The sequence below is a fragment of the Mesorhizobium zhangyense genome, assembly GCF_011045115.1.
GTDB classification, from domain to species: Bacteria; Pseudomonadota; Alphaproteobacteria; order Rhizobiales; family Rhizobiaceae; genus Mesorhizobium_M; species Mesorhizobium_M zhangyense.
The window spans coordinates 349,989-372,368 of the sequence record NZ_JAAKZG010000006.1 but is presented as its reverse complement, the minus strand read 5'-3'; the positions used below and the strand labels follow the sequence as shown (position 1 = coordinate 372,368).

The following is a 22,380-nucleotide window of genomic DNA, read 5'->3' as shown; positions in this document are numbered from 1 at the left end:
ATAAAGAAAGCCCCGGCTAGGCTAATGCCATATATTGAAATCCAATCGTCTAATTTCTTCAGCCACCCCTTCATGCAAGAAGCATAACGGGGCTAGGTCGTAGTGGCGAGGTGTCAGTCGCGATTTTCTACCTTCTTCTGACCCCGTTTGATACTCCGCCGCAGCATGCCGATATCGGCGCCGCCGGTCCCGAAAGCGACGATGAAGTAGATGAGCGTGCCGACGCCGACCAGAACGGCAAGCGTCGCGGCTTGCGTGTAGACCGGCGAGGAGGAGGCGAGGTAGGGCGCGAGCCATTGTATGGCGAAATAAAGCGCAAAGCCCATCACGACCGCCGCCAGCACCAGCCTCGGGATGCGGGTCAACAGCGGAATGTCGGTGCCCCAGTGACCGCGCCTGATCAGCACGCCGAAGAGCATGGCCGCATTGACCCAGCCGGCAATTGCCGAGGCAACCGCGATACCGGGCGCCCCCATTTCGGGAAACAGCGTCAGCGCGACAGCGATGTTCACCGCCACCGAGATCGCCGCAAATATCATCGGCGTGCGTGTGTCCTCGCGAGCGAAATAGCCGGGCGTGAAGGCCTTGATCAGCACGAAGGCCGGCAGGCCGAGGCCGAAGATCGCAAGGATCGCCGCCACGGTCGGCGTGCTGTTGGTGGCGGCGAACTGGCCGCGCTCGTAGAGAACGCGCACGATGGGTTCCGACATGACCAGCAGGGCGGCCGTCGCCGGCAAGGTCAGGAACAGCGTGAACTCGACCGAGCGGTTCTGCAGGTTCGATGCCTCGTTGAGATTGCCCGACTTCAGGGCGCGCGCCAGTTCGGGCAGCAGCACGATGGCGACCGCGACGCCAACGACGCCGAGCGGCAGCTGGTAGACGCGGTCGGCCAGCGCCAGCGAGGAGACGGCGCTGTTCTGCCCGGAAGCGATGGCTGTGCCGATGAGCTGGTTGATCTGGGTGATGCCGCCGGTGATTGCGGCGGGCAGTGCGAGGATCAGCAGGCGCTTGACGTTGGGTGTCAGGCGCGGGCGGCGAAAGCCGATCGAGATGCCGGCATGGCGCACGGCGATCCAGACGATGGCGAGCTGCACCAGTCCTGCCGCCAGCACGCCCCAGGACAGCGCATAGCCGACGGTCAGGCCGTCATGGCCCTTGTGCCAGGCATTGGCCAGCACGCCGATGAGGATGAAATTGAGGAAGACCGGGGCGATCGCGGCAGCGAAATAGCGGCGCAGCGAATTCAGCATGCCGCTCATCATCGCCGCCAGCGACATGCAGATGAGATAGGGGAACATGATGGTGGCGAGCGCCACGGTGAGATCGTATTTCTGCGCGTCGTCAGCAAAGCCCGGCGCAATCACGAAACGCACCAGCAGCGGCATCGCCAGTTCCATGACGATGGTCAGCGCCAGCAATGCGGTGAACAGGACACCGAAGACTTCTTCCGAAAAGCGCTTGGCGCCTTCGGTTCCGTTGGCCTCGATCTCCTTGGCGAAGAGCGGCACGAAGGCTGCATTGAAAGCGCCTTCGGCAAACAGCCGGCGAAACGTGTTGGGAAACTGGAAGGCGGCATAGAAGGCATCGGCAATCGGCCCGGTGCCGATGGCGGCGGCCATCAGCATCTCGCGGATGAAGCCGAAAGCCCGGCTCATCAGCGTTCCAGACGCGACGGTGGCGAATTTCTTGATGAGGCTCATGGGGTGGTCACCCTCCCCCTCGCGGGGAGGGTGGCCGCGTAGCGGGCGGGTGGGGTCAGTGCGGCTGCGCTCGACGTTCCTTTGCGCCGGGCGCGGCATGAGCCGACCCCCTCTGTCGCCTTTGGCGACATCTCCCCCTCGAGGGGGGAGAATAGCGGCGCGGCCCTCATTCCGCTGCTGCCTTGGCCTTGGCGGCGCGCTGGACGGCAGCCTCGCCGCCGAGCGTGGCGATCAGCCTGGTGCGGATGGTCTGGAGCCGGGTCGGGTTATCGATCTTCTGGCCAGTCAGGTCGGTCACATAGAAGGTGTCGATCACCTTCTCGCCGAAAGTGGTGATGTGCGCCGACGCAATGTCCAGCGACAGGTCGGACAGCGCGCCTGTGATTTCCGACAGCAGGCCGGGGCGATCAAGTCCCGACACGTCGATGACGGTGAAGCGGTTCGAAAGCGTGTTGCGGATATCGACGCGCGGCTCGCGGCGGAAGGCCTTGGCGCCACGCTTCGGCTTGGTCCGCTTCTCGATCATTTCCGGCAGCCAGCTCTTGCCGGATAGCACGTCCTCGATCAGCCGGCCGACGCGCTCGGCGCGGCGGCGCTCATCCTCGTCACGGTCGAATTCGCGGGAAATAAGGATCGTGTCCAGCGCCCGCCCGTCGGAGGTGGTGAAGATCTGTGCGTCGACGATGTTGCCGCCGGCGGCAGCACATGCACCCGCAATCACCGAAAGCAGGCGGGGATGGTCCTGCGCCAGAACGGTGATTTCGGTCACCGCCTCGAATTCATGGGTTTTCACCATGGTAGAGAGCTTTTTCTGTGCCGCATCGGCCTCGCGGATGAACTGGGCGTGCCGCACCTGATCCTTGAGATCGACGGCCAGAAGGTAGTTCTCGTAAGGCAGCCCGACGATGCGCTTGCGCTCATTCTCCGGCCAGTCGGCAAGGGCCTCCGCAAGTCTTTCGCGCGCCTGTCCGGCGCGCTGCGCCCGCGACACTTCGGAAAATCCGCCGGTCAGAAGCAACTCGGTCTCGTAATAGAGCGTGCGCAGCAACTGGCCCTTCCAGCCGTTCCACACGCCCGGCCCGACGCCGCGAATGTCGCAAACCGTCAGGATCAGCAGCAGCTTCATGCGCTCGACCGATTGCACCAGGTCGGCGAAATCGGCGATCGTCTTGCGGTCGTTGAGGTCGCGGGTCTGCGCCGTCATCGACATGACGAGGTGGTTTTCCACCAGCCAGGCCACGGTCTCGGTGTCGGCGGCCGACAACCCCATATGCGGGCAGAGACGGCGGGCGATCCGTGCGCCGGCCTCGGAATGATCCTCGGGACGGCCCTTGGCGATGTCGTGCAGCAGCACGGCGACGTAGAGCGCCTCGCGCTTGTTCTTCAGCCCCGCCATCAGAGAGTGCGACAGCGGATGGATTTTCTCGCCGTCGCCGCGTTCGATTTCCGACAGCACGCCGATGCAGCGCAGCAGATGCTCGTCGACCGTGTAGTGATGATACATGTTGAACTGCATCATCGCGACGATGCGGCCGAAATCCGGGATCAGCTTGCCGAGCAGGCCGGCCTCGTTCATGCGGCGCAGATTGAGTTCGGGGTTGCGGTCCGAGGTCAGGATATCGAGGAACAGCCGGTTGGCTTCCTTGTTGCGGCGCAGGTTCTTGTCGACCAGCGACAGCGAGCGCGTCAGAAGCTTCAGCGCGTCGGGATGGAATTCCAGCCCGTGCCGGTCGGCGAACCAGAACAGGCGCAGCATGTTGACCGGGTCACGCTCGAAGACATGGTCGTCGGCGACGTTGATGCGGTGATTGTCGACGATGAAGTCGGTGGTGCCGGCAAGCTTGCGGCGCCGGCGCGAGAAGGTCAGGAAGATGCGGTTGAAGCCCGGCACATGCTTGGCCTGCTCCTCTTCCAGCCCGGCGCAGAAGATGCGCGTCAGGTCGCCGACGGTCTTGGCGATGAGGAAGTAGTGCTTCATGAAGCGCTCGACCGCCGACAGGCCGGGATGGCTTGTGTAGCCGAGCCGTTCGGCGATATCGCGCTGTATGTCGAAATGCAGCCTTTCCTCGGCCTTGCCGGTCAGGAAATGCATGTGGCAGCGCACCGCCCAGAGAAAATCCTCGGCCTTGAGGAACTGGTTGTATTCGGCACGGGTGAAGACGCCCTGATCGATCAGCTCGTCGCCATTGCGGACGCGATAAAAGTATTTGCCGATCCAGAACAGCGTCTGCAGGTCGCGCAGGCCGCCCTTGCCGTCCTTGACGTTGGGCTCGACGAGATAGCGGCTTTCGCCGGCCTTGGCATGGCGGTCGTCGCGCTCGGCAAGCTTGGCCTGGACGAATTCGGGGCCGGTGTCCTTCACCACTTCCTTGTCGAAGCGCGAAAGCAGTTCGTTGAACAGCTTTTCCTCGCCCCAGATGAAGCGGGCTTCGAGGATGGCGGTGCGGATGGTGATGTCGCCGCGCGACAGGCGCAGGCATTCCTCGATGTTGCGGGTGGCGTGGCCGACCTTCAGGCCGAGGTCCCACAGCATGTAGAGCATATACTCGACGATCTGCTCGCCCCACGGCGTCTGCTTGTAGGGGAGGAGAAACAGGAGATCGATGTCGGAGCCGGGCGCCAGCGTGCCGCGGCCATAGCCGCCGACGGCCACCACCGCCATGCGCTCGGCCGATGACGGGTTTTTGGCGCGGTAGACATGGGTGACGGCGAAATCGTAGAGCGCGCGGATGATCTCGTCCATGAGATGGGAAATCCGCGCCGCACAGGCCGTGCCGCCGCCATCCTCCATCAGCAGCTTTTCGGCGACCGCGCGCCCTGCAACGCTCGTCTCCTTCAGCAGCTGCAGCACCTTGCCGCGCACCGCCAGCGACGAGCCGTCGCCGCCGGTCTCGGCAGTCAAGGCCGTCAGGTTCCGACGCAGGGTTTCGCCGTCGACCATCTCTTCGAGCTTGAGGGGAATCTTTGCCATGTGTGAGTAGAAGACTCGCTTTCCGGGCGGCGTCTATACCGCGTTTTTCCTTATGTGGGTATGGGGTGCGAAATCGTGGCGGGGCAAGCAAAAAAACCGGCTTGCAGCCTCGACATTGTCGCCCGCCTTGTGTAACCGCCTGTCTCCCCGCGCCGCGGCCGCAATCAAAGACAAGGAAGCACCCCATGAAACCGATCAGCGGTGGCATCGACTTTGGCACGTCCAACTCGACGGTGGGCGTCATGGAGCAGGGCCGGCCGCGGCTCGTGCGGTTGGAGAACGAGCATGTGACGATGCCGAGCGCGGTCTTCTACAATTTCGAGGACAACGGCACCTATTTCGGCCGCCGCGCCATCGCGGACTATACCGAACATGCCGAAGGCCGCCTGCTGCGTGCGCTGAAAAGCGTGCTCGGCTCGTCCCTCATCCACGAAAAGACCCGCATCAAGGCACGCTATCTCGCGTTCTCCGACATCATCGGCACCTTCGTCGGCTATCTCAAACAGCGTCTGGAACACGCCGCCGATGGCGAAGTCGGCAGCGTCGTGCTCGGGCGGCCGGTGCATTTCGTCGATGACGACGAGGCAGCCGACCGTGACGCGCAGGGCCAGCTCGAAAAGGCCGCCCGCGCGCAAGGGTTCCAGCACATCGCCTTCCAGTTCGAGCCGATCGCAGCCGCCCTCGACTACGAGCAGAGCGTAACCCGCGAGGAACTGGCGCTGATTATCGACATCGGCGGCGGCACGTCGGACTTTTCCATCGTGCGCGTTTCGCCCGAGCGCGCTCGGGCGGCCGACCGCAAGGACGATATCCTGGCCAACACCGGCGTCCATATCGGCGGCACCGATTTCGACCGGCTCTTGTCCATGGCGCATCTGATGCCGGAGCTCGGCTACAAAACGCAGACCAAGGACGGCAAGCGCAACCTGCCCGCCGGCTATTTCTTCGACCTGGCCACCTGGCAGCGTATCAACCAGCTCTACACCGCCAAGGCTGCGACAGATCTGCGCCAGATCCGTTACGAGGCGGCGCGGCCCGAACTGGTCGAGCGCATGATCGACATCGTCAGCCACAGGCAGGGCCATGCTCTGGCCAGCAAGGTCGAGCGGGCCAAGATCGAACTGACCGACAGCGCTGAGACGATGATGGACATTCGCCTGACCCACGAGACGCTGAGCGTGCCGATGACGCGCATCGGGTTGGATCGCGCGATCGAGGAGGCAGTGGGCCGCGTCACCGACACGGTGTCGAGAACGCTCGAGGACGCCGGGGTGAGGGCGGAGCAGATCACCACGCTGTTCCTCACCGGCGGCTCGACCGGGATACCGCTGCTCAAGCAGAGCGTGCTTGCGCTTTTTCCGGGTGCAACGGTGGTGGAAGGCGATATGTTCGGCTCGGTCGGGCTCGGCCTCGCGCTCGACGCGACACGCAAATTCGGCACCGCCTGAGAGGCAAGTATGGAACTTCCCGCGCCGCTGCGGCAGGCGGTCGATCAGCTGCTGGAAGGCATCCCGCTGCCGAAGCTGAAGCAGGCGGCGGATACGCTGTCGCGCCGTTATCGCGCCGAGACGCGCGACGGCCGGCTGCACCTTTCCGACGATCTCGCGGCAAAAGCCTATCTGGCGACACGGCTGCCGGCGACTTTTGCCGCTGTCCGCGCCAGCATGGATATGGTGGCGCAAAGCCTGCCGAACTTTTCGCCCAAAACCCTGCTCGACGTCGGTGCCGGTCCCGGCACGGCATTCTGGGCGGCGCGCGACTGTTGGGACGGCCTGGAAGAGGCGGTTCTGGTCGAGACTAGCCCGGCCATTCGTGCCGTCGGTGCCGGGCTTGCCAGTCATGCTGCACCGACTGCCGCGCGCTATATCGCTGCCGATGTCGGCGGCGGTCTGCGCGATTTGAATGCCGCTGATCTGGTGACGCTCGCCTATGTGCTGGACGAGCTCGATCCGGCGAAGATCGATGCGCTTATCGACCGGCTGTGGAGCCTGACGATCGGCACGCTGATCATCGTCGAGCCGGGCACGCCAGCCGGCTGGCAGCGCATATTGCGCGTCCGCTCGCGGCTGATCGAAGCCGGTGCGTATCTGGCCGCCCCCTGTCCACATCAGGCCGCCTGTCCGCTGGTCGCGCCCGACTGGTGCCACTTCTCCCGCCGCGTCGCCCGCTCGCGTCTGCACCGCCTTGCCAAGGGCGGAGAGGTGCCGTGGGAGGACGAGAAGTATATTGTTGTCGCTGCATCGCGTGTGCCGGCTGATGCGCTGGAGGCGCGCGTGCTGGCTCCGCCGCAGGCGAGCAGCGGCATGGTTCGGCTGAAGCTGTGCGAGGCGGATGGGACGGTTGCGGATCGGGTGGTAACGCGCCGCGAGGGTGCAGCGTTCAAGGCGGCGCGGAAGTTGGACTGGGGCGATGGGATGTGGGGTGAGTAGGCTCGGACATCATAAGCCGAACCCTTGTCAGTTGTGTGCTTCCCCCTCTCCGTCGCGCTTCGCGCGCCACCTCTCCCCCACTTCGTAGGGGCGAGGAACCGCTGCCGCGATGCAGGCGCTCACCTTCCAAAGCTTGGGTTCCTCGCCCCGCTTGCGGGGGTCCGAAGGACGGGCGAGACCCGCGGCTCGCCCAGGCAAGGTGTCGAGCGCAGCGAGACGGAGAGGGGTTTACCGCGCAGGAAATCGGGAACGGGGATAACTGTCTATCTTTCGTCCCCACCCGCCACTTCGTAGCGAATTCCTTATCAGGGGGAAGTTGGCGCGCTGCACCGCCTCACCCCTTCCCCAGCATCTCCTTCAGCCGATACAACGCCTCCTGCGCCTGGCGCGGCGTCATCTCGTCGAGATTGAGCGCCGCCAGCGCGCCGCCCAGCGCGTCGTTCTTGGCCGGTGCGGGCGCTTCCTTTTTCACCACCGCTGAAAACAGCGGCAGGTCGTCGACGAGGCGGTCGGCCTTCCCGGATGTCTCGCCGGCTTCGAGCTGGTGCAGCACGTCCTTGGCCCGTTGCACCACGGCATCGGGCAGGCCGGCAAGGCGGGCCACCTGCACGCCGTAGGAACGGTCGGCGGCACCCTTGCCGACCTCGTGCAGGAAGACGACGTCGCCCTCCCATTCCTTGACCCGCATGGTGACGTTATGCAGCCGCTCGAGCTTGCCGGCGAGTGCGGTCATCTCGTGGAAATGGGTGGCGAAGATCGCACGGCATCGGTTCTTCTCGTGCAGGTATTCCACCGCCGCCCAGGCGATCGACAGGCCGTCGAAGGTCGCCGTGCCGCGCCCGATTTCGTCAAGGATGACCAGCGCGCGCTCGCCGGCCTGATTGAGGATCGCGGCGGTCTCGACCATCTCGACCATGAAGGTCGAGCGCCCGCGAGCCAGATCGTCGGATGCGCCGACGCGTGAGAACAGCCGGTCGACCACGCCGATGCTGGCCGATTTCGCCGGGACGTAGGAGCCCATCTGCGCGAGGATGGCGATGAGCGCATTCTGGCGCAGGAAGGTCGATTTACCGCCCATGTTCGGGCCGGTCAGCAGCCAGATCGCGCCGGCCTTGGCGCCGTCTTCCGGCGACAGGTCGCAGTCATTGGCGACGAATTCATTGGCCGCCGCGCGCCGCAGCGCCTGCTCGACCACGGGATGACGCCCGCCGACGATTTCGAAGGCAAGGCTGGCATCCACCACTGGCCGGCACCAGGCTTCAGCAAGCGCCAGCACGGCGAGTGCTGCCGACACGTCGAGCACGGCAAGAGCCGCAGCACCTGAACGGATCACTTGCGCCTGGCCGACCGATTCCGCCACCAGCACGTCGAACACGCCAAGCTCGATCGACAGCGCGCGCTCGGCGGCATTGGCGATCTTGGTTTCCATCTCTGCCAGTTCGGTGGTGGTGAAGCGCATGGCGTTGGCCATGGTCTGGCGATGGATGAAGCGGCCCTTGGCTTCGTCCGATCCCATCATGATCGCCTGATGGTTGGCGGTCACCTCGATGTAGTAGCCCAGCACATTGTTGTGCCGGATTTTCAGCGAGCGGATGCCGGTTTCCTCGATCAGGTCGCGCTCCATGCCGGCGATCACCCGGCGCGATTCGTCGCGCAGCGCTCGCATCTCGTCGAGTTCGGCATGATAGCCCGAGCGGACGAAGCCGCCGTCGCGCTTGAGCAGAGGCAGCTCGTCGCCAAGGGCAGCCGTCAGATGGTCGGCGAAGCGTATCGGCAGCGCCGAGATCGCCTCGAGTGCCGCAGTCACCTCGGCGGGGGCGATGACGTCGGTGAACAGCGTGCGCAGGGCAAGCGCTGCCTCGAAGCCGGAGCGCAGCGCGCCGAGATCGCGCGGGCTGCCGCGGTTGAGCGCCAGCCGCGTCAGCGCGCGCGGCATGTCGGCGACGCCCTTCAGGCAGGCGCGCAGGCTTTCGGAAAGGCGGCGCTCGGAGAGGAAGAAGGCGATGGAATCGAAGCGCTGGTTGATCGTCTTGGGGTCGGTCAGCGGGGACATCAGCCGGTCGGCCAGCATCCGCGCGCCGGCGCCTGTCACGGTGCGGTCGATCGCCTTGAACAGCGAGCCGTCGCGGCTGCCGCCCATGGTGCGCAGCAGTTCCAGATTGGCCCGCGTCGCCGGGTCGATGAACAGCGTCGAGCCCGACTGCTCGCGTTCGGGCCGCGACAGCGGCGGGCGCTCGGCCTTCTGCGTCTTCTCGACATAGGCGACGATGCCTGAAATCGCCGACAGCTCCGCGCGGGAAAACGTGCCGAAACTGTCCGGCGTCGCCACCTCGAAGAACCGGGCGATGCGGGCCGGTGCCGAGGCCGAATCGAACAGGCTCGGCGGCTGCGGGCTGGCGACACGGCCGACCAGATCGAAAACTGGCTTCAGCTCCTCGTCGTAGAAGACCGGCTCGGCGATGATCAGCTCGCGCGGATCGACGCGAAAGATGTCGGCGAGCAGATTGTCGGCTGAGGTTTCCGCCACACGAAAAATGCCGGTCGAAAGCTCGATCCAGGCCAGCGCGTAGGTGTTGTCGGCTCCACCCTTCACGCGCCCCAATGCCATCAGGAAACTCGATTCCGACGGCGCCAGCAGTTTTTCCTCGGTGATCGTGCCGGGAGTGACCAGCCGCACGACATCGCGCTTGACCACCGATTTCGAGCCGCGCTTCTTGGCTTCGGCCGGGTCCTCGATCTGCTCGCAGACGGCGACTCGAAAGCCGAGCCCGATCAGCTTCTGCAGATAGTCGTCGGCCGCATGTACCGGCACGCCGCACATCGGAATGTCGTGGCCCTGGTGCTTGCCGCGCTTGGTCAGAACGATGCCGAGCGCGCGCGAGGCAGCTTCCGCGTCGTCGAAGAACAGCTCGTAGAAATCGCCCATGCGATAAAACAGCAGCGAATCCGGGTTCGCCGCCTTTATCTCGATAAATTGCTCCATCATCGGCGTGGCGGCTGCCGCGTTCAAAGCGGGCGAGCTGCCTTCGATGCGGATCGGCGTTTCGTCGTTCACTGTGTCATCCAAAAAAGAGCTTTGTCCTGCTTGGCGGTTTACAGGGCGGAAGTGTAGCCTTAATCCCGAACACTCCACAAAAAGAAGCACGTTAGGGAAGGGACTGCGCTTAATCATGGCATCCGGCAAGAAATCCGACAACGCAGGCCCCTCCGTCAGCGCCGAGGAGGCGCTCGATTTCCACGCGTCCGGCCGACCCGGCAAGCTGGAGATCAATCCGACCAAGCCGATGGCCACCCAGCGCGATCTGTCGCTCGCCTATTCGCCGGGCGTCGCCGTGCCGGTTCTGGCCATCGCGGAAGACCCGAGCCGCGCCTTCGACTATACGACGCGCGGCAACATGGTCGCCGTCATCTCCAACGGCACCGCCATCCTCGGCCTCGGCAACCTCGGCGCGCTGGCCTCCAAGCCGGTGATGGAAGGCAAGGCGGTGCTATTCAAGCGTTTCGCCGACGTTGATTCCATCGATCTCGAGGTCGATACCGAGAATGTCGACGAGTTCATCAACTGCGTCCGCTTTCTCGGGCCGTCCTTCGGCGGCATCAATCTCGAGGACATCAAGGCGCCGGACTGCTTCATCATCGAGCAGCGCCTGCGCGAGCTGATGGATATCCCGGTCTTCCACGACGACCAGCATGGCACCGCGATCATCGCCGCCGCCGGCCTCATCAACGCGCTGGAGATCACCGGCCGCGACATGAAGACGGCCAAGCTCGTCTGCAACGGTGCCGGCTCGGCCGGCATCGCCTGCATCGAACTGATCAAGTCGATGGGCTTCACGCCGGAAAACGTCATCCTCTGCGACACCAAGGGCGTGGTCTATCAGGGCCGCACCGAAGGCATGAACCAGTGGAAGTCGGCGCATGCCGCCAAGACCGATGCGCGCACGCTGGCCGACGCGCTCGACGGCGCCGACATCGTCTTCGGCCTGTCGGCCAAGGGGGCGCTGACCACGCCGATGATCCAGTCGATGGCGAAAAACCCGATCATCTTCGCCATGGCCAATCCCGATCCGGAAATCACGCCGGAGGAAGTGGCGGAAATCCGCACCGATGCGATCATGGCGACCGGGCGCTCGGACTATCCGAACCAGGTCAACAATGTGCTGGGCTTCCCCTACATCTTCCGCGGCGCGCTCGATGTGCGGGCGACCACCATCAATGACGAGATGAAGGTTGCTGCCGCCCAGGCGCTTGCCGCGCTGGCACGGCAGGATGTGCCCGACGATGTCGCCGCCGCCTATCAGGGCATGCGGCCGAAATTCGGCCCCAACTACATCATTCCGGTGCCGTTCGACCCGCGCCTCATCTCGGCCATTCCGGTGGCTGTGGCCAAGGCTGCGATGGAAAGCGGCGTCGCCCGCCGTCCGATCCTTGATCTCGGCAAATATGCCAACGAGCTTTCGGCCCGACGCGACCCGATCGCTTCCACCCTCCAGCGCATCTACGACCGCGTGCGCCGCCAGCCCAAGCGCGTCGTCTTCGCCGAGGGCGAGGAGGAGCAGGTCATGCGCGCGGCGGTGTCCTACGCCAACCAGAAGCTCGGCACGGCGATCCTCGTCGGACGCGACGATGTCATCAAGGAAAACGCCCGCCATGCCGGCGTCGATCTCGACAAGCCGGGCATCGAGATCATCAATGCGCGTCTGTCGCGCCGTAACGCCGTCTATGCCGACTATCTCTACGAGCGGCTGCAGCGCAAAGGCTTCCTGTTCCGCGACTGCCAGCGCCTGATCAACAACGACCGCAATCACTTCGCCGCGACCATGGTGGCGCTGGGCGACGCGGACGCGGTGGTGACGGGCGTGACGCGCAACTATTCGACGGTGCTGGACGATATCCGCCACGTCATCGACGCCAAGCCGGGCCACCGCGTCATCGGCGTGTCGATCGCGCTGTGCCGTGGCCGCACGGTGATCGTCGCCGACACCGCCGTCCACGACATGCCCAATGCCGAGCAGATCGCCGACATCGCCGAGGAGGCGGCGGGCTTCGCGCGGCGCATGGGTTACGAGCCGCGCGTCGCCATGCTTGCCTACTCCACCTTCGGTCACCCGCAGGGTGAGCGCTCCGAGCGGGTGCAGGAGGCAGTAAAAATCCTCGACAAGCGCCGCGTCGATTTCGAATATGACGGCGAAATGGCCGCCGACGTCGCGCTGAACCACCGGCTGATGCAGCAGCAATATCCGTTCTGCCGCCTGTCGGGTGCTGCCAACGTCCTGGTCATGCCGGCGTTCCACTCGGCCTCGATCTCGACCAAGATGCTGCAGGAACTTGGCGGTTCCACCGTCATCGGGCCGCTGCTGGTCGGGTTGAACAAGCCGGTGCAGATCGTGCAGCTCAACGCCAAGGATTCCGACATCGTTAATATGGCCGCGATCGCGGCGTATAACGCGGGGGCGTGAGAGGCTAAAAACCGCTCGACAGCGTCGCTGCAGGGATAGCGGACAATAGCGGAGCAGGCTGTTAATCCGCAGCAGATATTGCTGCGGAGAATTGCCTGCATGAAAGCCTTCTTGTCCCTCGATCCGTCGAAGGCGGCGTTGCTCTGTATCGACCTGCAGGAGGAGCATCGCGGAGATCCACGCCTGCTCGCCGTGGACTACGACCGTGTGCTCGCCAATGTGGTGCGGTTGCAGGAGGCCGCGCGCGCTGCCGCCTTGCCGGTTCTGCATTTCGCCTATGTCGTCGATGCAGCGGCAAGCCGGCCGTTTCACCCGGTTCTTAGCGATGGCCGTTCCTATTTCAGCGACAAGGACGATCCGCTCACCGCGATCTGCCCCGAGGTTGCGCCGCTGGGCGATGAGCCGTTGCTGATAAAATCCGAGGCGAGCGCCTTTGGCGACGGCCGGCTGGCAGCGCTGCTTGGCGCGCGCGGTGTTGAATGGGTTTTCGTTGCCGGCGTCTGGACGGAAGCCTGCATCGACGCGACCGTCAAGCATGCGGTGGCAACCGGCCTGCGCGTCGTGCTGGTCAAGGATGCCTGCGGCAGCGGCAGCGTCGCCATGCACCAGACCGGTATTCTCAACCTCGCCAACCGGCTCTATGGCGGTGCGGTTGCCGATACCACCAACGCCTGCCGGCTGATGGCCGGCGAGACGGTTCAGGCGTGGATGGTCGAGGGCGCGGTGCCTCTGCGCTTCACCTACGAGAATGCGGCGGAGCTTTACGCCAGCCTTTGAAGCCGGGGCGCTCGAGCTCTCCGAGCGCGTGCAGGAGGCGGTGAAGATCCTCGACAAGCGCCGCGTCGATTTCGAATATGACGGTGAAATAGCCGCCGACGTTGCACTGAACCACCGGCTGACGCAGCAGCAATATCCGTTCTGCCGCCCGTTGGGCGCGGCCAACGTGCTGATCATGCCGGCGTTCCACTCGGCCTCGATCTCGACCAAGATGCTGCAGGAACTCGGCGGCTCCACCGTTATCGGGCCGCTGCTGGTCGGGCTGAACAAGCCGGTGCAGATCGTGCAGCTCAACGCCAAGGATAGCGACATCGTCAACATGGCGGCGATCGCCGCCTATAACGCGGGGGCGTGAGGGCGATTAGCAATTGATGATGAATTTGCAACGGCTAAAAGTCGATTTCAATGAGCGCGAAGATATCGACCTGATTGAGGTCAGAGAGGATTGGAACGCTGCTTATCAAGAACTTTCTCTCGGGGAGAAAGTAATATTGTTCGACGACGAAATGGAGGTGGCAGCGCTCCTCAATCGTGGAACATATTGCCATTATGTTGGGAAGATAGACAGGGAAACGATTAGAGATCTCTCGTTTGCTGATTGAGTATTTTAATTCTCGCTTTGCGGGCGATGGTAGATATTGATGTCGCTAAATAGGTTTTCGACGTATCCGCTCAGTTCGTGCGCTTCCCGATAAGGAGAAAGCTTCTTCGCCACCACATCGAGATCCAGCCGACCATGAAGCCTGACTACATGGCTTAGCCCGATGAGGCCTGCACGTTTAATGACAAAGTTCGCGTGGCCGAGTCCTTTCAGGCAAATATTCTGGGCCCACAACCAATCGTCATCGTGCAGAGCCGCACTTAATATGGCGAGAACTATGTTCTCTTCATTTTCATTCCCGCTCTTAAGTTGACGGAGTATTTCTTCGCGATCAAACTCGGGGATCGGTTCGTATTTCATAAAGCATTCCTTCTGACACAAATGAAACGCGACCTGTGATTGTTTTGCATCCACGGATGGCCACCTGAATAAGCGGCCTCGTTTCGAATCGTCAACATAGCGGCGATCGCGGCGTATGGCGTATAATGCGGGGGCGTGAAGGCTTTTAGGCGTCTGCCTTGCGGCGGACGCCATCCTTTGTCCCGCGCTTCTTCAATCCGAAGTAGCGACAATGTGAACGCCGTAGCCACCGCAACTGGCGTTGCAGGCAGTTGATTTCCGTCGCGTGGCGCTCAAGATTAGATAAAGCCGTGAAATTGGCTTATTAACCGGCGATGGCTTCGCTGGTCGAAACAGGACGCGCTCCTCATGAAGATGGACCGCCGGGCTTTTCTCTCCCATGCAGCCGCTGCCGGGTTGCTTCTTCCTGCAACCGCCGCCAGGGCCGAGCCGAAGCTTGTTCGCGAGGACTATGCGGTGGCGCGCGAGCGGTTTCGTACGCATTTGACCCAGACCGGCCCTTCGCCCGATCCGCCGCAGCCGCTTTCGCCGCCGCATGGCGCCCGGCGGGTGGACTACAGGTCCGGCCCGCTCAAGCTTGTCGCCTGGGTATCGGAGAACGCCGATGCGTCAAGGCCTCGGCCGGGCGTGCTCGTCCTGCATGGCGGCAATGCATTGTGGCCGGGCCATTGGGACGATCTTGCGCATCCCTTCGTGAAAGCGGGCTATGTGGCGATGATCCCCGCCATGCGCGGCGAGAACGGCTTGCCGGGCAGCTTTTCGGGCTTTTATGACGAGACGGCGGATGTTCTTGCGGTAGCCGACGTCCTGCGGGCCTATCCGGGGGTCGATCCGGCCCGCCTTTACATCGCGGGGCACAGCGTCGGCGGAACGCTCACCTTGCTTGCGGCCATGAGCAGGCATCCTTTCCGTGCCGCCGCCGCTTATGCGGGCAACCCGGACGCGCGGGCTTTCTTCCGCCATTTTCCCGAGGACATCCGCTTCGATGTCGACGATCCGCAGGAGTTCGACATGCGCTCGCCGGTCTGTTTTGCCGGCAGCTTCAAGTGCCCGGTGCTGATGCTCCATGGCAGCAAGGAGATGAACAGCGATCACGCCGTCCGCCTGACGGTATCGCGGGCGCGGGCGGCCGGCCTGGATGTGCGCCGCGCCATCGTCGAAGGCGATCACTCCTCGGCCATACCCGGCGAAAGTGCGGAAGCGCTTCGCTTTTTCGAGACCATCTGACGATCCTGGCGGCAGAACTACAGGGCTCTGTACGGCTGGCTTCGCGATGCCGGGTTTCAACCCGCGTTCGACTTGTGTATTCCTGCAGCCATCATTCATGAGCGGGAATATCATCAATGGCCTTTTCGGACATCTTCGCGCGGCTGGTTGCAATGGTTGGCGCGGGCGTGATCCTGTTGCGTCATCGGGGTGACCAGACCTTGCCGCAGGCGGTCGGCGACACACCCGCGATCCCGCCGGCAAGGCCGCAAGGCATTCCGACGCTGAAGATGCCGACGGCACGGGGCTGGGATGAGGGGCGGACGCCGGTTGCCGCGCCCGGCCTCAAGGTCAACGCCTTCGCACGGGGATTGCAGCATCCTCGCTGGATCGAGGTTCTGCCGAACGGCGACGTGCTGATCGCCGAGGCATTGAGCACGCCCGGCGGCATACGCTCGGCATTCGACTACGCGATGTACAGCACCATGAAGCGGGCCGCCGCCGTCGGCGTCAGCGCGAACCGCATCACGCTGCTGCGCGACGCGGATGGCGACGGTGTGGCCGAGACGCGGGAAATCTTTCTCTCCGGCCTCAACCAGCCTTTCGGCATGGCACTGGTCGGCGACACTTTCTACGTCGGCAACACCGACGGGCTGGTGGCCTTCCCCTATCGCTCCGGCGAGACACGGATTTCGGCTGCCGGCCAAAAAATCTTCGACTTCAAGCCGGGTGGCCACTGGACGCGCAGCATCCTTCCCAGCAACGACGGCACCAGGCTCTATGTCGGCGTCGGATCGCAGAGCAATATCGGCGATGAGGGCATGGAGGCCGAGGAAGGCCGCGCGGCGATCTACGAATATGACATCGCCACCGGTCAGGGCCGCATCTTCGGCGCTGGCCTGCGCAATCCGGTCGGGCTCGCCTGGGAGCCGCAGACGAACGCGCTCTGGACAGTCGTCAACGAGCGCGACGGCCTCGGCGACGAGACGCCGCCGGACTATCTCACCTCGGTGCAGGATGGTGGCTTCTACGGCTGGCCCTACTGCTACTGGGGCCAGACGGTGGATGATCGCGTGCCGCAGGATGCAGCTTTGGTCGCGCGCGCCATCCAGCCGGATTTCGCGCTCGGCGGCCACACGGCGTCGCTCGGCCTGTGCTGGATGCCGGCGGGCACGTTGCCGGGGTTCCCCGACGGCATGGCGATCGGCCAGCACGGCTCATGGAACCGCAGCAAACTCTCGGGCTATCGCGTGGTCTTCGTGCCGTTCGAGGGAGGAAAACCGTCTGGCCCGGCGCGGGATATCCTCACCGGCTTCCTCGCCCCGGACGAAAAGGTTTCCTATGGCCGCCCGGTGGGCGTCGCCATCGGGCCGGATGGCTCGCTACTGGTGGCCGACGACGCCGGCGATGCAATCTGGCGTGTGACGGGAGCCTGAGAGCTCCGGAACTTGGAGCGGCGTTAGATCAGCCCGACCTGCTCGGCTGCCTCGCGCAAATTCTTGCGCGGGCGCGGGCCGATCTGCTGGATGACCAGTCCTGCGGCGAGCGAGCCGAGCTTGCCGCAATCGGCGAGGCTGCGGCCTGCCGTGTAGCCGAACAGGAAACCGGCGGCGTAGAGGTCGCCGGCGCCGGTGGTGTCGACGAGTTTTTCAATCTCGATCGCATCGACAGCAACGGTCTCGTCGCCGCGCACGATCACCGAGCCGAGCTCGGAGCGGGTGACGGCAGCAATCTTGCAATCCTTGCGGATCAATTCCAGCGCCTGCTCGAAGGATTCGGTCTGATAGAGCGATTTCGCCTCGCTCTCATTGGCAAAGACGATATCGACCGTGCCGGTCCGCATCAGGTCGAGGAATTCGTCGCGGTAGCGGTCGACGCAGAAGGGATCGGACAGCGTCATCGATACTTCGCGGCCGGCGGCATGGGCGTGGGCCGCGGTCATGCGGATCGCCTCCTTGGCCAGTGGCGGATCCCAGAGGTAACCTTCGAAGTAGGTGACTTTTGCGCCGCTCGCCTTGTCGACCTCGACATCGTCCGGGCCGAGTTCGACGCAGGCGCCGAGATAGGTGTTCATCGAGCGCTCGCCGTCGGGCGTGACGAAGATCATCGAGCGCGCTGTCGGCGGAGTGCCCGTCAGCGGGCTGGTGTCGAAGGCGACGCCCTGGGCGTGGATATCATGGGTGAAGATCTGGCCGAGATGATCCCGCGAGACCTTGCCAAAATAGGCCGAGCGTCCGCCGAAGCTGGCAACGCCCGCCGCCGTGTTGCCGGCGCTGCCGCCCGAAGCCTCGATCGCCGGGCCCATGCGGCTGTAAAGCAGCTCGGCGCGTTCGGCGTCGATCAGGTTCATCGCCCCCTTGATGATGCGGTTTTCCGTGAGAAAGGCGTCGTCGCATTGGGCAATGATGTCCACGATGGCATTGCCGATGCAAAGCACGTCATACTGGCTCATGAAAAACTCCGCAGAACCGCGCAGGAAAGACCAATTCCTTTGGCACGCCGGCCGCGCGTGGGTCTAGACCATGATCTTGAAAAGTGGAACCCGGTTTTCGCAAAAGATCATGGTCAGGCAAGAAAACGGGGTGGTTTTGCAAACCGCGCCGAAAGCGCGTTCTTGCGGTCGGCTGAAAGCCTGCCTATCTCTCGGCGGTTGCAAGCGGCCCTTCGGACGCGAAAGGAACTGTTGCCGATGATCCTCGACGCCGCCCGCGCCGCAGCCAGCAAGCTCTTCACCGCCGAATTCCGCACGGTGTTTTTCAAGACGATCGGCATCACGCTGCTGGCGCTGGCCGCACTGTGGTTCGGCCTGCATCAGGCATTCGATGCGCTGGCCCTGCCGTGGATCGATGCGCTGCTGCCCGGATTTCCATCCTGGGCCGGCTGGCTCAGCCTGATCGCTGCGATCCTTGCTGGCATCGGGCTTGCGCTGGGGTTGGCGCTGCTGATCGCGCCTGTGACGGCGGTGATTGCGGGGCTGTTTCTTGACGATGTCGCCGAGCTTGTCGAGAGAAGCGACTATCCGAATGACAGGCCTGGCCGCGCCGTACCGACCATTCCGGCGCTGATCATGTCGCTGAAATTCTTCGGCATCGTCGTGCTGGGCAATCTGTTCGCCCTGCTTTTGCTGCTGGTGCCGGGGGTCAATATCGGCGCCTTCTTCGTCGTCAACGGCTACCTGCTCGGGCGCGAATTCTTCGAATTCGCCGCCATGCGCTTCCGGACGGAAACCGAGGCCAAGGCGCTGCGGCGCAAATATGCCGGCACGGTGTTCATGGCAGGTCTGGTGATAGCCGCGTTTCTGGCCGTGCCACTGCTAAACCTGCTGACGCCGCTCTTTGCCGCCGCCATGATGGTGCATCTGCACAAGATGGTGTCAGTGCGGGAAGGCGCCTGACAGGCCGGGTAGGTCTAGGGTATTGATTTTTAAGCATGATCTTGTCCGAAAGTCTGCAGCTTTTCGGGATCATGCTTTAAAACTCGGGCGCTACGAAACGCAGCTTCAGCTGGCGCCATTTGTCATAGGGAACATGGTTCTGCCGCACGCTTTCGAAAGGCGCGCAGCGCTCGATGGCGCGGATGGCGCTGTTGGCCATCACTTTGAAATTCTCGTTGCTGGAGCGATTGGCGAGCACTGGTGTGCCGTCGAGCGAGCCGTCGCGATTGAGGCGGACGGAAATCACGGCCGGTCTTGGCCGCTTGCCGGTAAGCATAGGTGGCGCCCAACAGCGTTGCACCTCGCCCCGAAGCGCGCTGACGAGATCGGAAACAGCGCTGTCCTGTGCCTGCGCATTGCTTGAAATGCCCACGAGGCAGAGAAGGAGCGCCAGAAAAATCTGATTTGCCAATTTCATAGAACCAGAAACCCTCGACCCAATTCGTCTTCCTCTTCGCGGAAGAACTCGCCTTTCCCAGAGTAAAAGGCCCTGCCGCCGACGCGTGCGACGATGGCGTCGTGCGCCCCAGTCTTCGTCGTCCGTGCCACCGAGCCGGAAAATTGCGAGCCGACGATGCTTTCGAACAGCCGTGTCTCGCCCACTGCCAATTCACCCTTGGCATGCATGGCGGCCAGCCGCGCAGTGACGCCCGAACCCGTTGGCGAGCGGTCGACTTCGGCCTCGGCAAAGACGCAGACGTTTTTTGTCGCTTGGCCCTTCGAGCCGTCGCCGCCATCCGTCAGGATCGTGCCGTAGAGAAAGGCGAGGTCTTTGTGGTCGGGGTGCGACAGCGGAAAATCACGCTTCAGCGTTTCGGTCAGGGCTGTGGCCGCATCGACGAAATCGCGGGCGCGGTTCCTGCCGAATTCCAGCCCGAACTGGCGGCAGTCGGCAAGCGCGTAAAAAGCGCCGCCATAGGCGATGTCGAAGGCGATACTGCCATGGCCGGGCAGGTCGATGCTCTGGTCGCGCGCAAACAGAAATGCCGGCACGCTTTCGAACGAAACAGCGCCCGACTTGCCGTCCTTCACCTCGACCGAGGCGAGGACCATGCCGCAGGGGCATTCGATGTTGACGGTGGTCACCGGTTCCTGCGCCGCGACGATGCCCTGATCGATCGCGTAACGGCCAAGCGCGATGATGGCGTGGCCGCACATGGTCGAATAGCCTTCATTGTGCATGAACAGCACGGCGAGGTCTGCGCCCGGCAGATCGGGCTCGACCAGCAGCGCGCCATACATGTCGTAATGGCCGCGCGGTTCGAACATCAACAGCTTGCGCAGATGATCGAGATTGTCGCGCACGTAAGCCCGCTTCTGCAGGATCGTTTCGGCGGGAATTCTGGGATAGCCGCCGGTGACGATCCGGAGCGGCTCGCCACCAGTGTGCATGTCGACGACGGTGATGTTTTCGATCATGCGTCGGCGGTCGAGAACATGGTCTGCAATGCGCCGAAGGCCATGCCGTCCCGCGAGAATTCGAAAGTGCCCTTGTCCAGCATTTCACGCGATGCCTTCTGCAGCATGCCGAAGGCATAGGTCGTCAGCTTCGAGCCGAGCGAGATGCGTTTCGCGCCGGCCTGGGCAAGCCCGTCCACGGTGAAGCCCGGAACGACCAGCACATTGACCGGCTTGGACACTGCCGAGCAGATCTTGCGGACCGTCTCGATGTCGGTGAGGCCCGGCGCGTAGAGAACGTCGGCACCTGCCCGCTCGAAGGCTTGCAGCCGCGCGATGGTGTCGTCGAGATCGGGGTTGTCGCGCAGGAAATTTTCTGCCCGCGCGGTGAAGACGAAATCGTGCCGCAGCGCGCGCGCCGCCTCGACGGCTGCCGTCACGCGCTCGACCGCATGCGAGAACTCGTACACCGGCTTGGCCGGATCGCCCGAAAAATCCTCGATCGAGCAGCCGGCAAGGCCTGCCGCTTCGGCGGCGAAGATGGTTTCGGCAGCACTTTCTGGGCTGTCGCCCTTGCCCTTTTCCAGGTCGGCCGAAACCGGCAGGTCGGTTGCGCCGGTCAGTTCCTTGCAGTGGGCGATCATGACGTCGAAGGGCACGCCGCCATCGGGCAGGCCGCGCGAAAAGGCAAAACCGGCGCTGGTCGTCGCCAGCGCCTTGAAGCCTGAGGCCGCCAGCAGCTTGGCCGTGCCGATATCCCACGGGTTGGGGATGACGAAGGCGCCCGGCGCCTCATGGAGCTTGCGAAAAACCGCGCCCTTGTCCATTGCAGATGACCTCGATCAGGGTGAATTGAAGCCAAGTCTACGCTGGAGATTGTGGCACCGCAAATCCGATTCAGGCGATCGGAATCAATCCTGACAGCGCGCGCATGTCGTCGAACAGGATGCCGCCGGCAGCCGCCATTCCGTCACGGTCGGAATGCGGGTCGCCATGATAGGCAAAGACGCGCATGCCAGCCGAGACTCCCGCCGTGACGCCGGCGACGGTATCCTCGATGACGATGCAATCAGCAGGCGCAAAGCCCATCTGTTTGGCCGCATGAAGGAACAGGTCGGGGAAAGGTTTGCCGCGCTCGACCATCGTTGCGCTGAACATGGCATGCTCGAAATATGGCAGAAGCCCGGTGCCGCCGAGCGTCATCTGCATCTTTTCCGGCTTGCCGGAGGAGGCCACGCAGAAGGGAATGCCTGCTGCTTCAACAGTCTGGATGAAAGTCTCGACATGGGGAATGGCCTGCACGCCGTCTAGAATGCGCGGCAGTTCGGCATAGATGTCATCGACGAAATTGCCGATCGTAATACCTGTCGCCTCGATCTCCTGCTGGACCGAGACGAGCGAGCGGCCGACGAAACGCCGCCGGCACTCCTCATAGGTGACCGGAAAGCCCCGTTGCGTGAGCACGGAAGCCATGAACTCGTTGGCCGGCCGCTCGGTGTCGACCAGAATGCCGTCGCAATCGAAGATGACGAGCTTTGGCGTCGTCACGCGCTGCCTGTCGAGCCAAAGCCACCCGCGCCGCGCTCGGTCGAACCGGCAAGGCTGCGTTCCTCGATCGCGGCCCGCGTCACCGGCGCAAAGACGATCTGCGCGATACGCATGGCGCGGGTCACGACAAAGTCCTCGTCGCCGAGATTGACCAGCAGCACCTTGACCTCGCCGCGATAGTCGCTGTCGATCGTGCCGGGCGTGTTGAGGCAGGTGATGCCGTGCTTGAAGGCAAGGCCGGAGCGCGGACGTATCTGCCCTTCGAAACCTTCCGGGATTTCGAGGATCAGCCCGGTTGGCACCAGCGCCCGCTTTCCGGGCAGGATCAGCAGCGGCCGGTCTTCAGGCACCGCCGCGCGCAAATCCATGCCGGCAGCACCTGCCGTCTCATAGGCCGGCAGGTCGAGGCCGTTGCTGTGGGGAAGCCGGACGACGCCGACGATGGGAGAATTTTGAGGAGCCGTTTTCATGGCGCGATCTATCGTCCGGCTTGAGCGT

General features: G+C 63.7%; 18 protein-coding genes and 1 pseudogene. 9 read left to right on the top strand and 10 right to left on the bottom strand.

Annotated features, from left to right (window positions below):
- Positions 1 to 113 precede the first annotated feature (113 nt).
- Positions 114 to 1,700 (bottom strand): murein biosynthesis integral membrane protein MurJ, encoded by a 1,587-nt coding sequence (gene murJ, locus G6N74_RS17395; RefSeq protein WP_165119193.1) that lies wholly within the window; start codon positions 1,698 to 1,700, stop codon positions 114 to 116.
- A gap of 166 nt (positions 1,701 to 1,866) precedes the next feature.
- Positions 1,867 to 4,671: a [protein-PII] uridylyltransferase gene (locus G6N74_RS17390; protein ID WP_165119192.1), complete on the bottom strand. Its 2,805-nt coding sequence runs from the start codon at positions 4,669 to 4,671 to the stop codon at positions 1,867 to 1,869.
- Positions 4,672 to 4,856: 185 nt separating this feature from the next.
- Between G6N74_RS17390 and G6N74_RS17385 the strand changes: the two genes are divergently transcribed.
- The gene (locus G6N74_RS17385; RefSeq protein WP_165119191.1) at positions 4,857 to 6,119 is read left to right on the top strand and encodes an Hsp70 family protein; all 1,263 of its coding nucleotides are present in this window, start codon (positions 4,857 to 4,859) and stop codon (positions 6,117 to 6,119) included.
- Positions 6,120 to 6,128: 9 nt separating this feature from the next.
- Positions 6,129 to 7,100, top strand: coding sequence for a small ribosomal subunit Rsm22 family protein (locus G6N74_RS17380; protein ID WP_165119190.1), 972 nt, complete (start codon positions 6,129 to 6,131; stop codon positions 7,098 to 7,100).
- 334 nt (positions 7,101 to 7,434) lie between these two features.
- Here the strand turns inward: G6N74_RS17380 and mutS are convergent, their stop codons facing one another.
- On the bottom strand, positions 7,435 to 10,155 hold the full coding sequence (gene mutS / locus G6N74_RS17375; RefSeq protein ID WP_376767721.1) for a DNA mismatch repair protein MutS: 2,721 nt from the start codon (positions 10,153 to 10,155) through the stop codon (positions 7,435 to 7,437).
- Positions 10,156 to 10,270: 115 nt separating this feature from the next.
- On the opposite strand from mutS, the gene G6N74_RS17370 reads away from it, so the two are divergent.
- From G6N74_RS17370 to G6N74_RS17355, 4 genes and pseudogenes are all read left to right on the top strand, one after another.
- Positions 10,271 to 12,559, top strand: coding sequence for an NADP-dependent malic enzyme (locus G6N74_RS17370; RefSeq protein ID WP_165119189.1), 2,289 nt, complete (start codon positions 10,271 to 10,273; stop codon positions 12,557 to 12,559).
- 99 nt (positions 12,560 to 12,658) lie between these two features.
- Positions 12,659 to 13,336, top strand: a complete 678-nt coding sequence (locus tag G6N74_RS17365; RefSeq protein ID WP_165119188.1) for an isochorismatase family protein — start codon at positions 12,659 to 12,661, stop codon at positions 13,334 to 13,336.
- Positions 13,337 to 13,349: 13 nt separating this feature from the next.
- A pseudogene (locus G6N74_RS17360) lies at positions 13,350 to 13,691 on the top strand (phosphate acyltransferase); the annotation flags it as partial.
- 16 nt (positions 13,692 to 13,707) lie between these two features.
- Positions 13,708 to 13,938: a hypothetical protein gene (locus G6N74_RS17355; RefSeq protein WP_165119187.1), complete on the top strand. Its 231-nt coding sequence runs from the start codon at positions 13,708 to 13,710 to the stop codon at positions 13,936 to 13,938.
- Between the two features lie 5 nt (positions 13,939 to 13,943).
- On the opposite strand, the gene G6N74_RS17350 is transcribed toward G6N74_RS17355, so the two are convergent.
- Positions 13,944 to 14,297 carry a hypothetical protein gene (locus tag G6N74_RS17350; RefSeq protein ID WP_165119186.1) on the bottom strand — a complete coding sequence of 118 codons (354 nt, stop codon included), beginning with the start codon at positions 14,295 to 14,297 and terminating at the stop codon, positions 13,944 to 13,946.
- A 348-nt stretch (positions 14,298 to 14,645) separates the two neighbouring features.
- Here G6N74_RS17350 and G6N74_RS17345 point away from each other — a divergent pair, with 348 nt between their 5' ends.
- Positions 14,646 to 15,524 carry an alpha/beta hydrolase family protein gene (locus G6N74_RS17345; protein ID WP_165119185.1) on the top strand — a complete coding sequence of 293 codons (879 nt, stop codon included), beginning with the start codon at positions 14,646 to 14,648 and terminating at the stop codon, positions 15,522 to 15,524.
- A gap of 116 nt (positions 15,525 to 15,640) precedes the next feature.
- On the top strand, positions 15,641 to 16,939 hold the full coding sequence (locus G6N74_RS17340; protein ID WP_165119184.1) for a PQQ-dependent sugar dehydrogenase: 1,299 nt from the start codon (positions 15,641 to 15,643) through the stop codon (positions 16,937 to 16,939).
- A gap of 23 nt (positions 16,940 to 16,962) precedes the next feature.
- Here G6N74_RS17340 and G6N74_RS17335 read toward each other — a convergent pair whose 3' ends face one another.
- Positions 16,963 to 17,955, bottom strand: coding sequence for an adenosine kinase (locus tag G6N74_RS17335; RefSeq protein ID WP_165119183.1), 993 nt, complete (start codon positions 17,953 to 17,955; stop codon positions 16,963 to 16,965).
- Positions 17,956 to 18,192: 237 nt separating this feature from the next.
- Here G6N74_RS17335 and G6N74_RS17330 point away from each other — a divergent pair, with 237 nt between their 5' ends.
- Complete coding sequence (locus G6N74_RS17330; RefSeq protein ID WP_165119182.1) at positions 18,193 to 18,897, top strand: sulfate transporter family protein; 705 nt, start codon at positions 18,193 to 18,195, stop codon at positions 18,895 to 18,897.
- 76 nt (positions 18,898 to 18,973) lie between these two features.
- On the opposite strand, the gene tolA is transcribed toward G6N74_RS17330, so the two are convergent.
- The 5 genes from tolA to dut form a co-directional block, all read right to left on the bottom strand.
- The gene (gene tolA, locus G6N74_RS17325; RefSeq protein WP_165119181.1) at positions 18,974 to 19,354 is read right to left on the bottom strand and encodes a cell envelope integrity protein TolA; all 381 of its coding nucleotides are present in this window, start codon (positions 19,352 to 19,354) and stop codon (positions 18,974 to 18,976) included.
- Positions 19,351 to 20,355 carry a proline racemase family protein gene (locus tag G6N74_RS17320; protein ID WP_165119180.1) on the bottom strand — a complete coding sequence of 335 codons (1,005 nt, stop codon included), beginning with the start codon at positions 20,353 to 20,355 and terminating at the stop codon, positions 19,351 to 19,353. The genes tolA and G6N74_RS17320 overlap by 4 nt, the downstream gene beginning before the upstream one ends.
- Entirely contained in the window at positions 20,352 to 21,161 is an 810-nt protein-coding gene (locus tag G6N74_RS17315) for an isocitrate lyase/PEP mutase family protein (RefSeq protein WP_165119179.1), read from the bottom strand. Before G6N74_RS17315 ends, G6N74_RS17320 begins: the two co-directional genes overlap by 4 nt.
- 70 nt (positions 21,162 to 21,231) lie before the next feature.
- The gene (locus G6N74_RS17310; protein ID WP_165119178.1) at positions 21,232 to 21,882 is read right to left on the bottom strand and encodes an HAD family hydrolase; all 651 of its coding nucleotides are present in this window, start codon (positions 21,880 to 21,882) and stop codon (positions 21,232 to 21,234) included.
- Entirely contained in the window at positions 21,879 to 22,352 is a 474-nt protein-coding gene (gene dut / locus G6N74_RS17305) for a dUTP diphosphatase (RefSeq protein WP_165119177.1), read from the bottom strand. Before dut ends, G6N74_RS17310 begins: the two co-directional genes overlap by 4 nt.
- Positions 22,353 to 22,380: the final 28 nt, after the last annotated feature.

Bases quoted from the DNA above. Each gene is read 5' to 3' on its own strand.
- murJ (WP_165119193.1), bottom strand. From the start codon at position 1,700: ATGAGCCTCATCAAGAAATTCGCCACCGTCGCGTCTGGAACGCTGATG.
- G6N74_RS17390 (WP_165119192.1), bottom strand. From the start codon at position 4,671: ATGGCAAAGATTCCCCTCAAGCTCGAAGAGATGGTCGACGGCGAAACC.
- G6N74_RS17385 (WP_165119191.1), top strand. From the start codon at position 4,857: ATGAAACCGATCAGCGGTGGCATCGACTTTGGCACGTCCAACTCGACG.
- G6N74_RS17380 (WP_165119190.1), top strand. From the start codon at position 6,129: ATGGAACTTCCCGCGCCGCTGCGGCAGGCGGTCGATCAGCTGCTGGAA.
- G6N74_RS17370 (WP_165119189.1), top strand. From the start codon at position 10,271: ATGGCATCCGGCAAGAAATCCGACAACGCAGGCCCCTCCGTCAGCGCC.
- G6N74_RS17365 (WP_165119188.1), top strand. From the start codon at position 12,659: ATGAAAGCCTTCTTGTCCCTCGATCCGTCGAAGGCGGCGTTGCTCTGT.
- G6N74_RS17355 (WP_165119187.1), top strand. From the start codon at position 13,708: ATGATGAATTTGCAACGGCTAAAAGTCGATTTCAATGAGCGCGAAGAT.
- G6N74_RS17350 (WP_165119186.1), bottom strand. From the start codon at position 14,297: ATGAAATACGAACCGATCCCCGAGTTTGATCGCGAAGAAATACTCCGT.
- G6N74_RS17345 (WP_165119185.1), top strand. From the start codon at position 14,646: ATGAAGATGGACCGCCGGGCTTTTCTCTCCCATGCAGCCGCTGCCGGG.
- G6N74_RS17340 (WP_165119184.1), top strand. From the start codon at position 15,641: ATGGCCTTTTCGGACATCTTCGCGCGGCTGGTTGCAATGGTTGGCGCG.
- G6N74_RS17335 (WP_165119183.1), bottom strand. From the start codon at position 17,955: ATGAGCCAGTATGACGTGCTTTGCATCGGCAATGCCATCGTGGACATC.
- G6N74_RS17330 (WP_165119182.1), top strand. From the start codon at position 18,193: ATGATCCTCGACGCCGCCCGCGCCGCAGCCAGCAAGCTCTTCACCGCC.
- tolA (WP_165119181.1), bottom strand. From the start codon at position 19,354: ATGAAATTGGCAAATCAGATTTTTCTGGCGCTCCTTCTCTGCCTCGTG.
- G6N74_RS17320 (WP_165119180.1), bottom strand. From the start codon at position 20,355: ATGATCGAAAACATCACCGTCGTCGACATGCACACTGGTGGCGAGCCG.
- G6N74_RS17315 (WP_165119179.1), bottom strand. From the start codon at position 21,161: ATGGACAAGGGCGCGGTTTTTCGCAAGCTCCATGAGGCGCCGGGCGCC.
- dut (WP_165119177.1), bottom strand. From the start codon at position 22,352: ATGAAAACGGCTCCTCAAAATTCTCCCATCGTCGGCGTCGTCCGGCTT.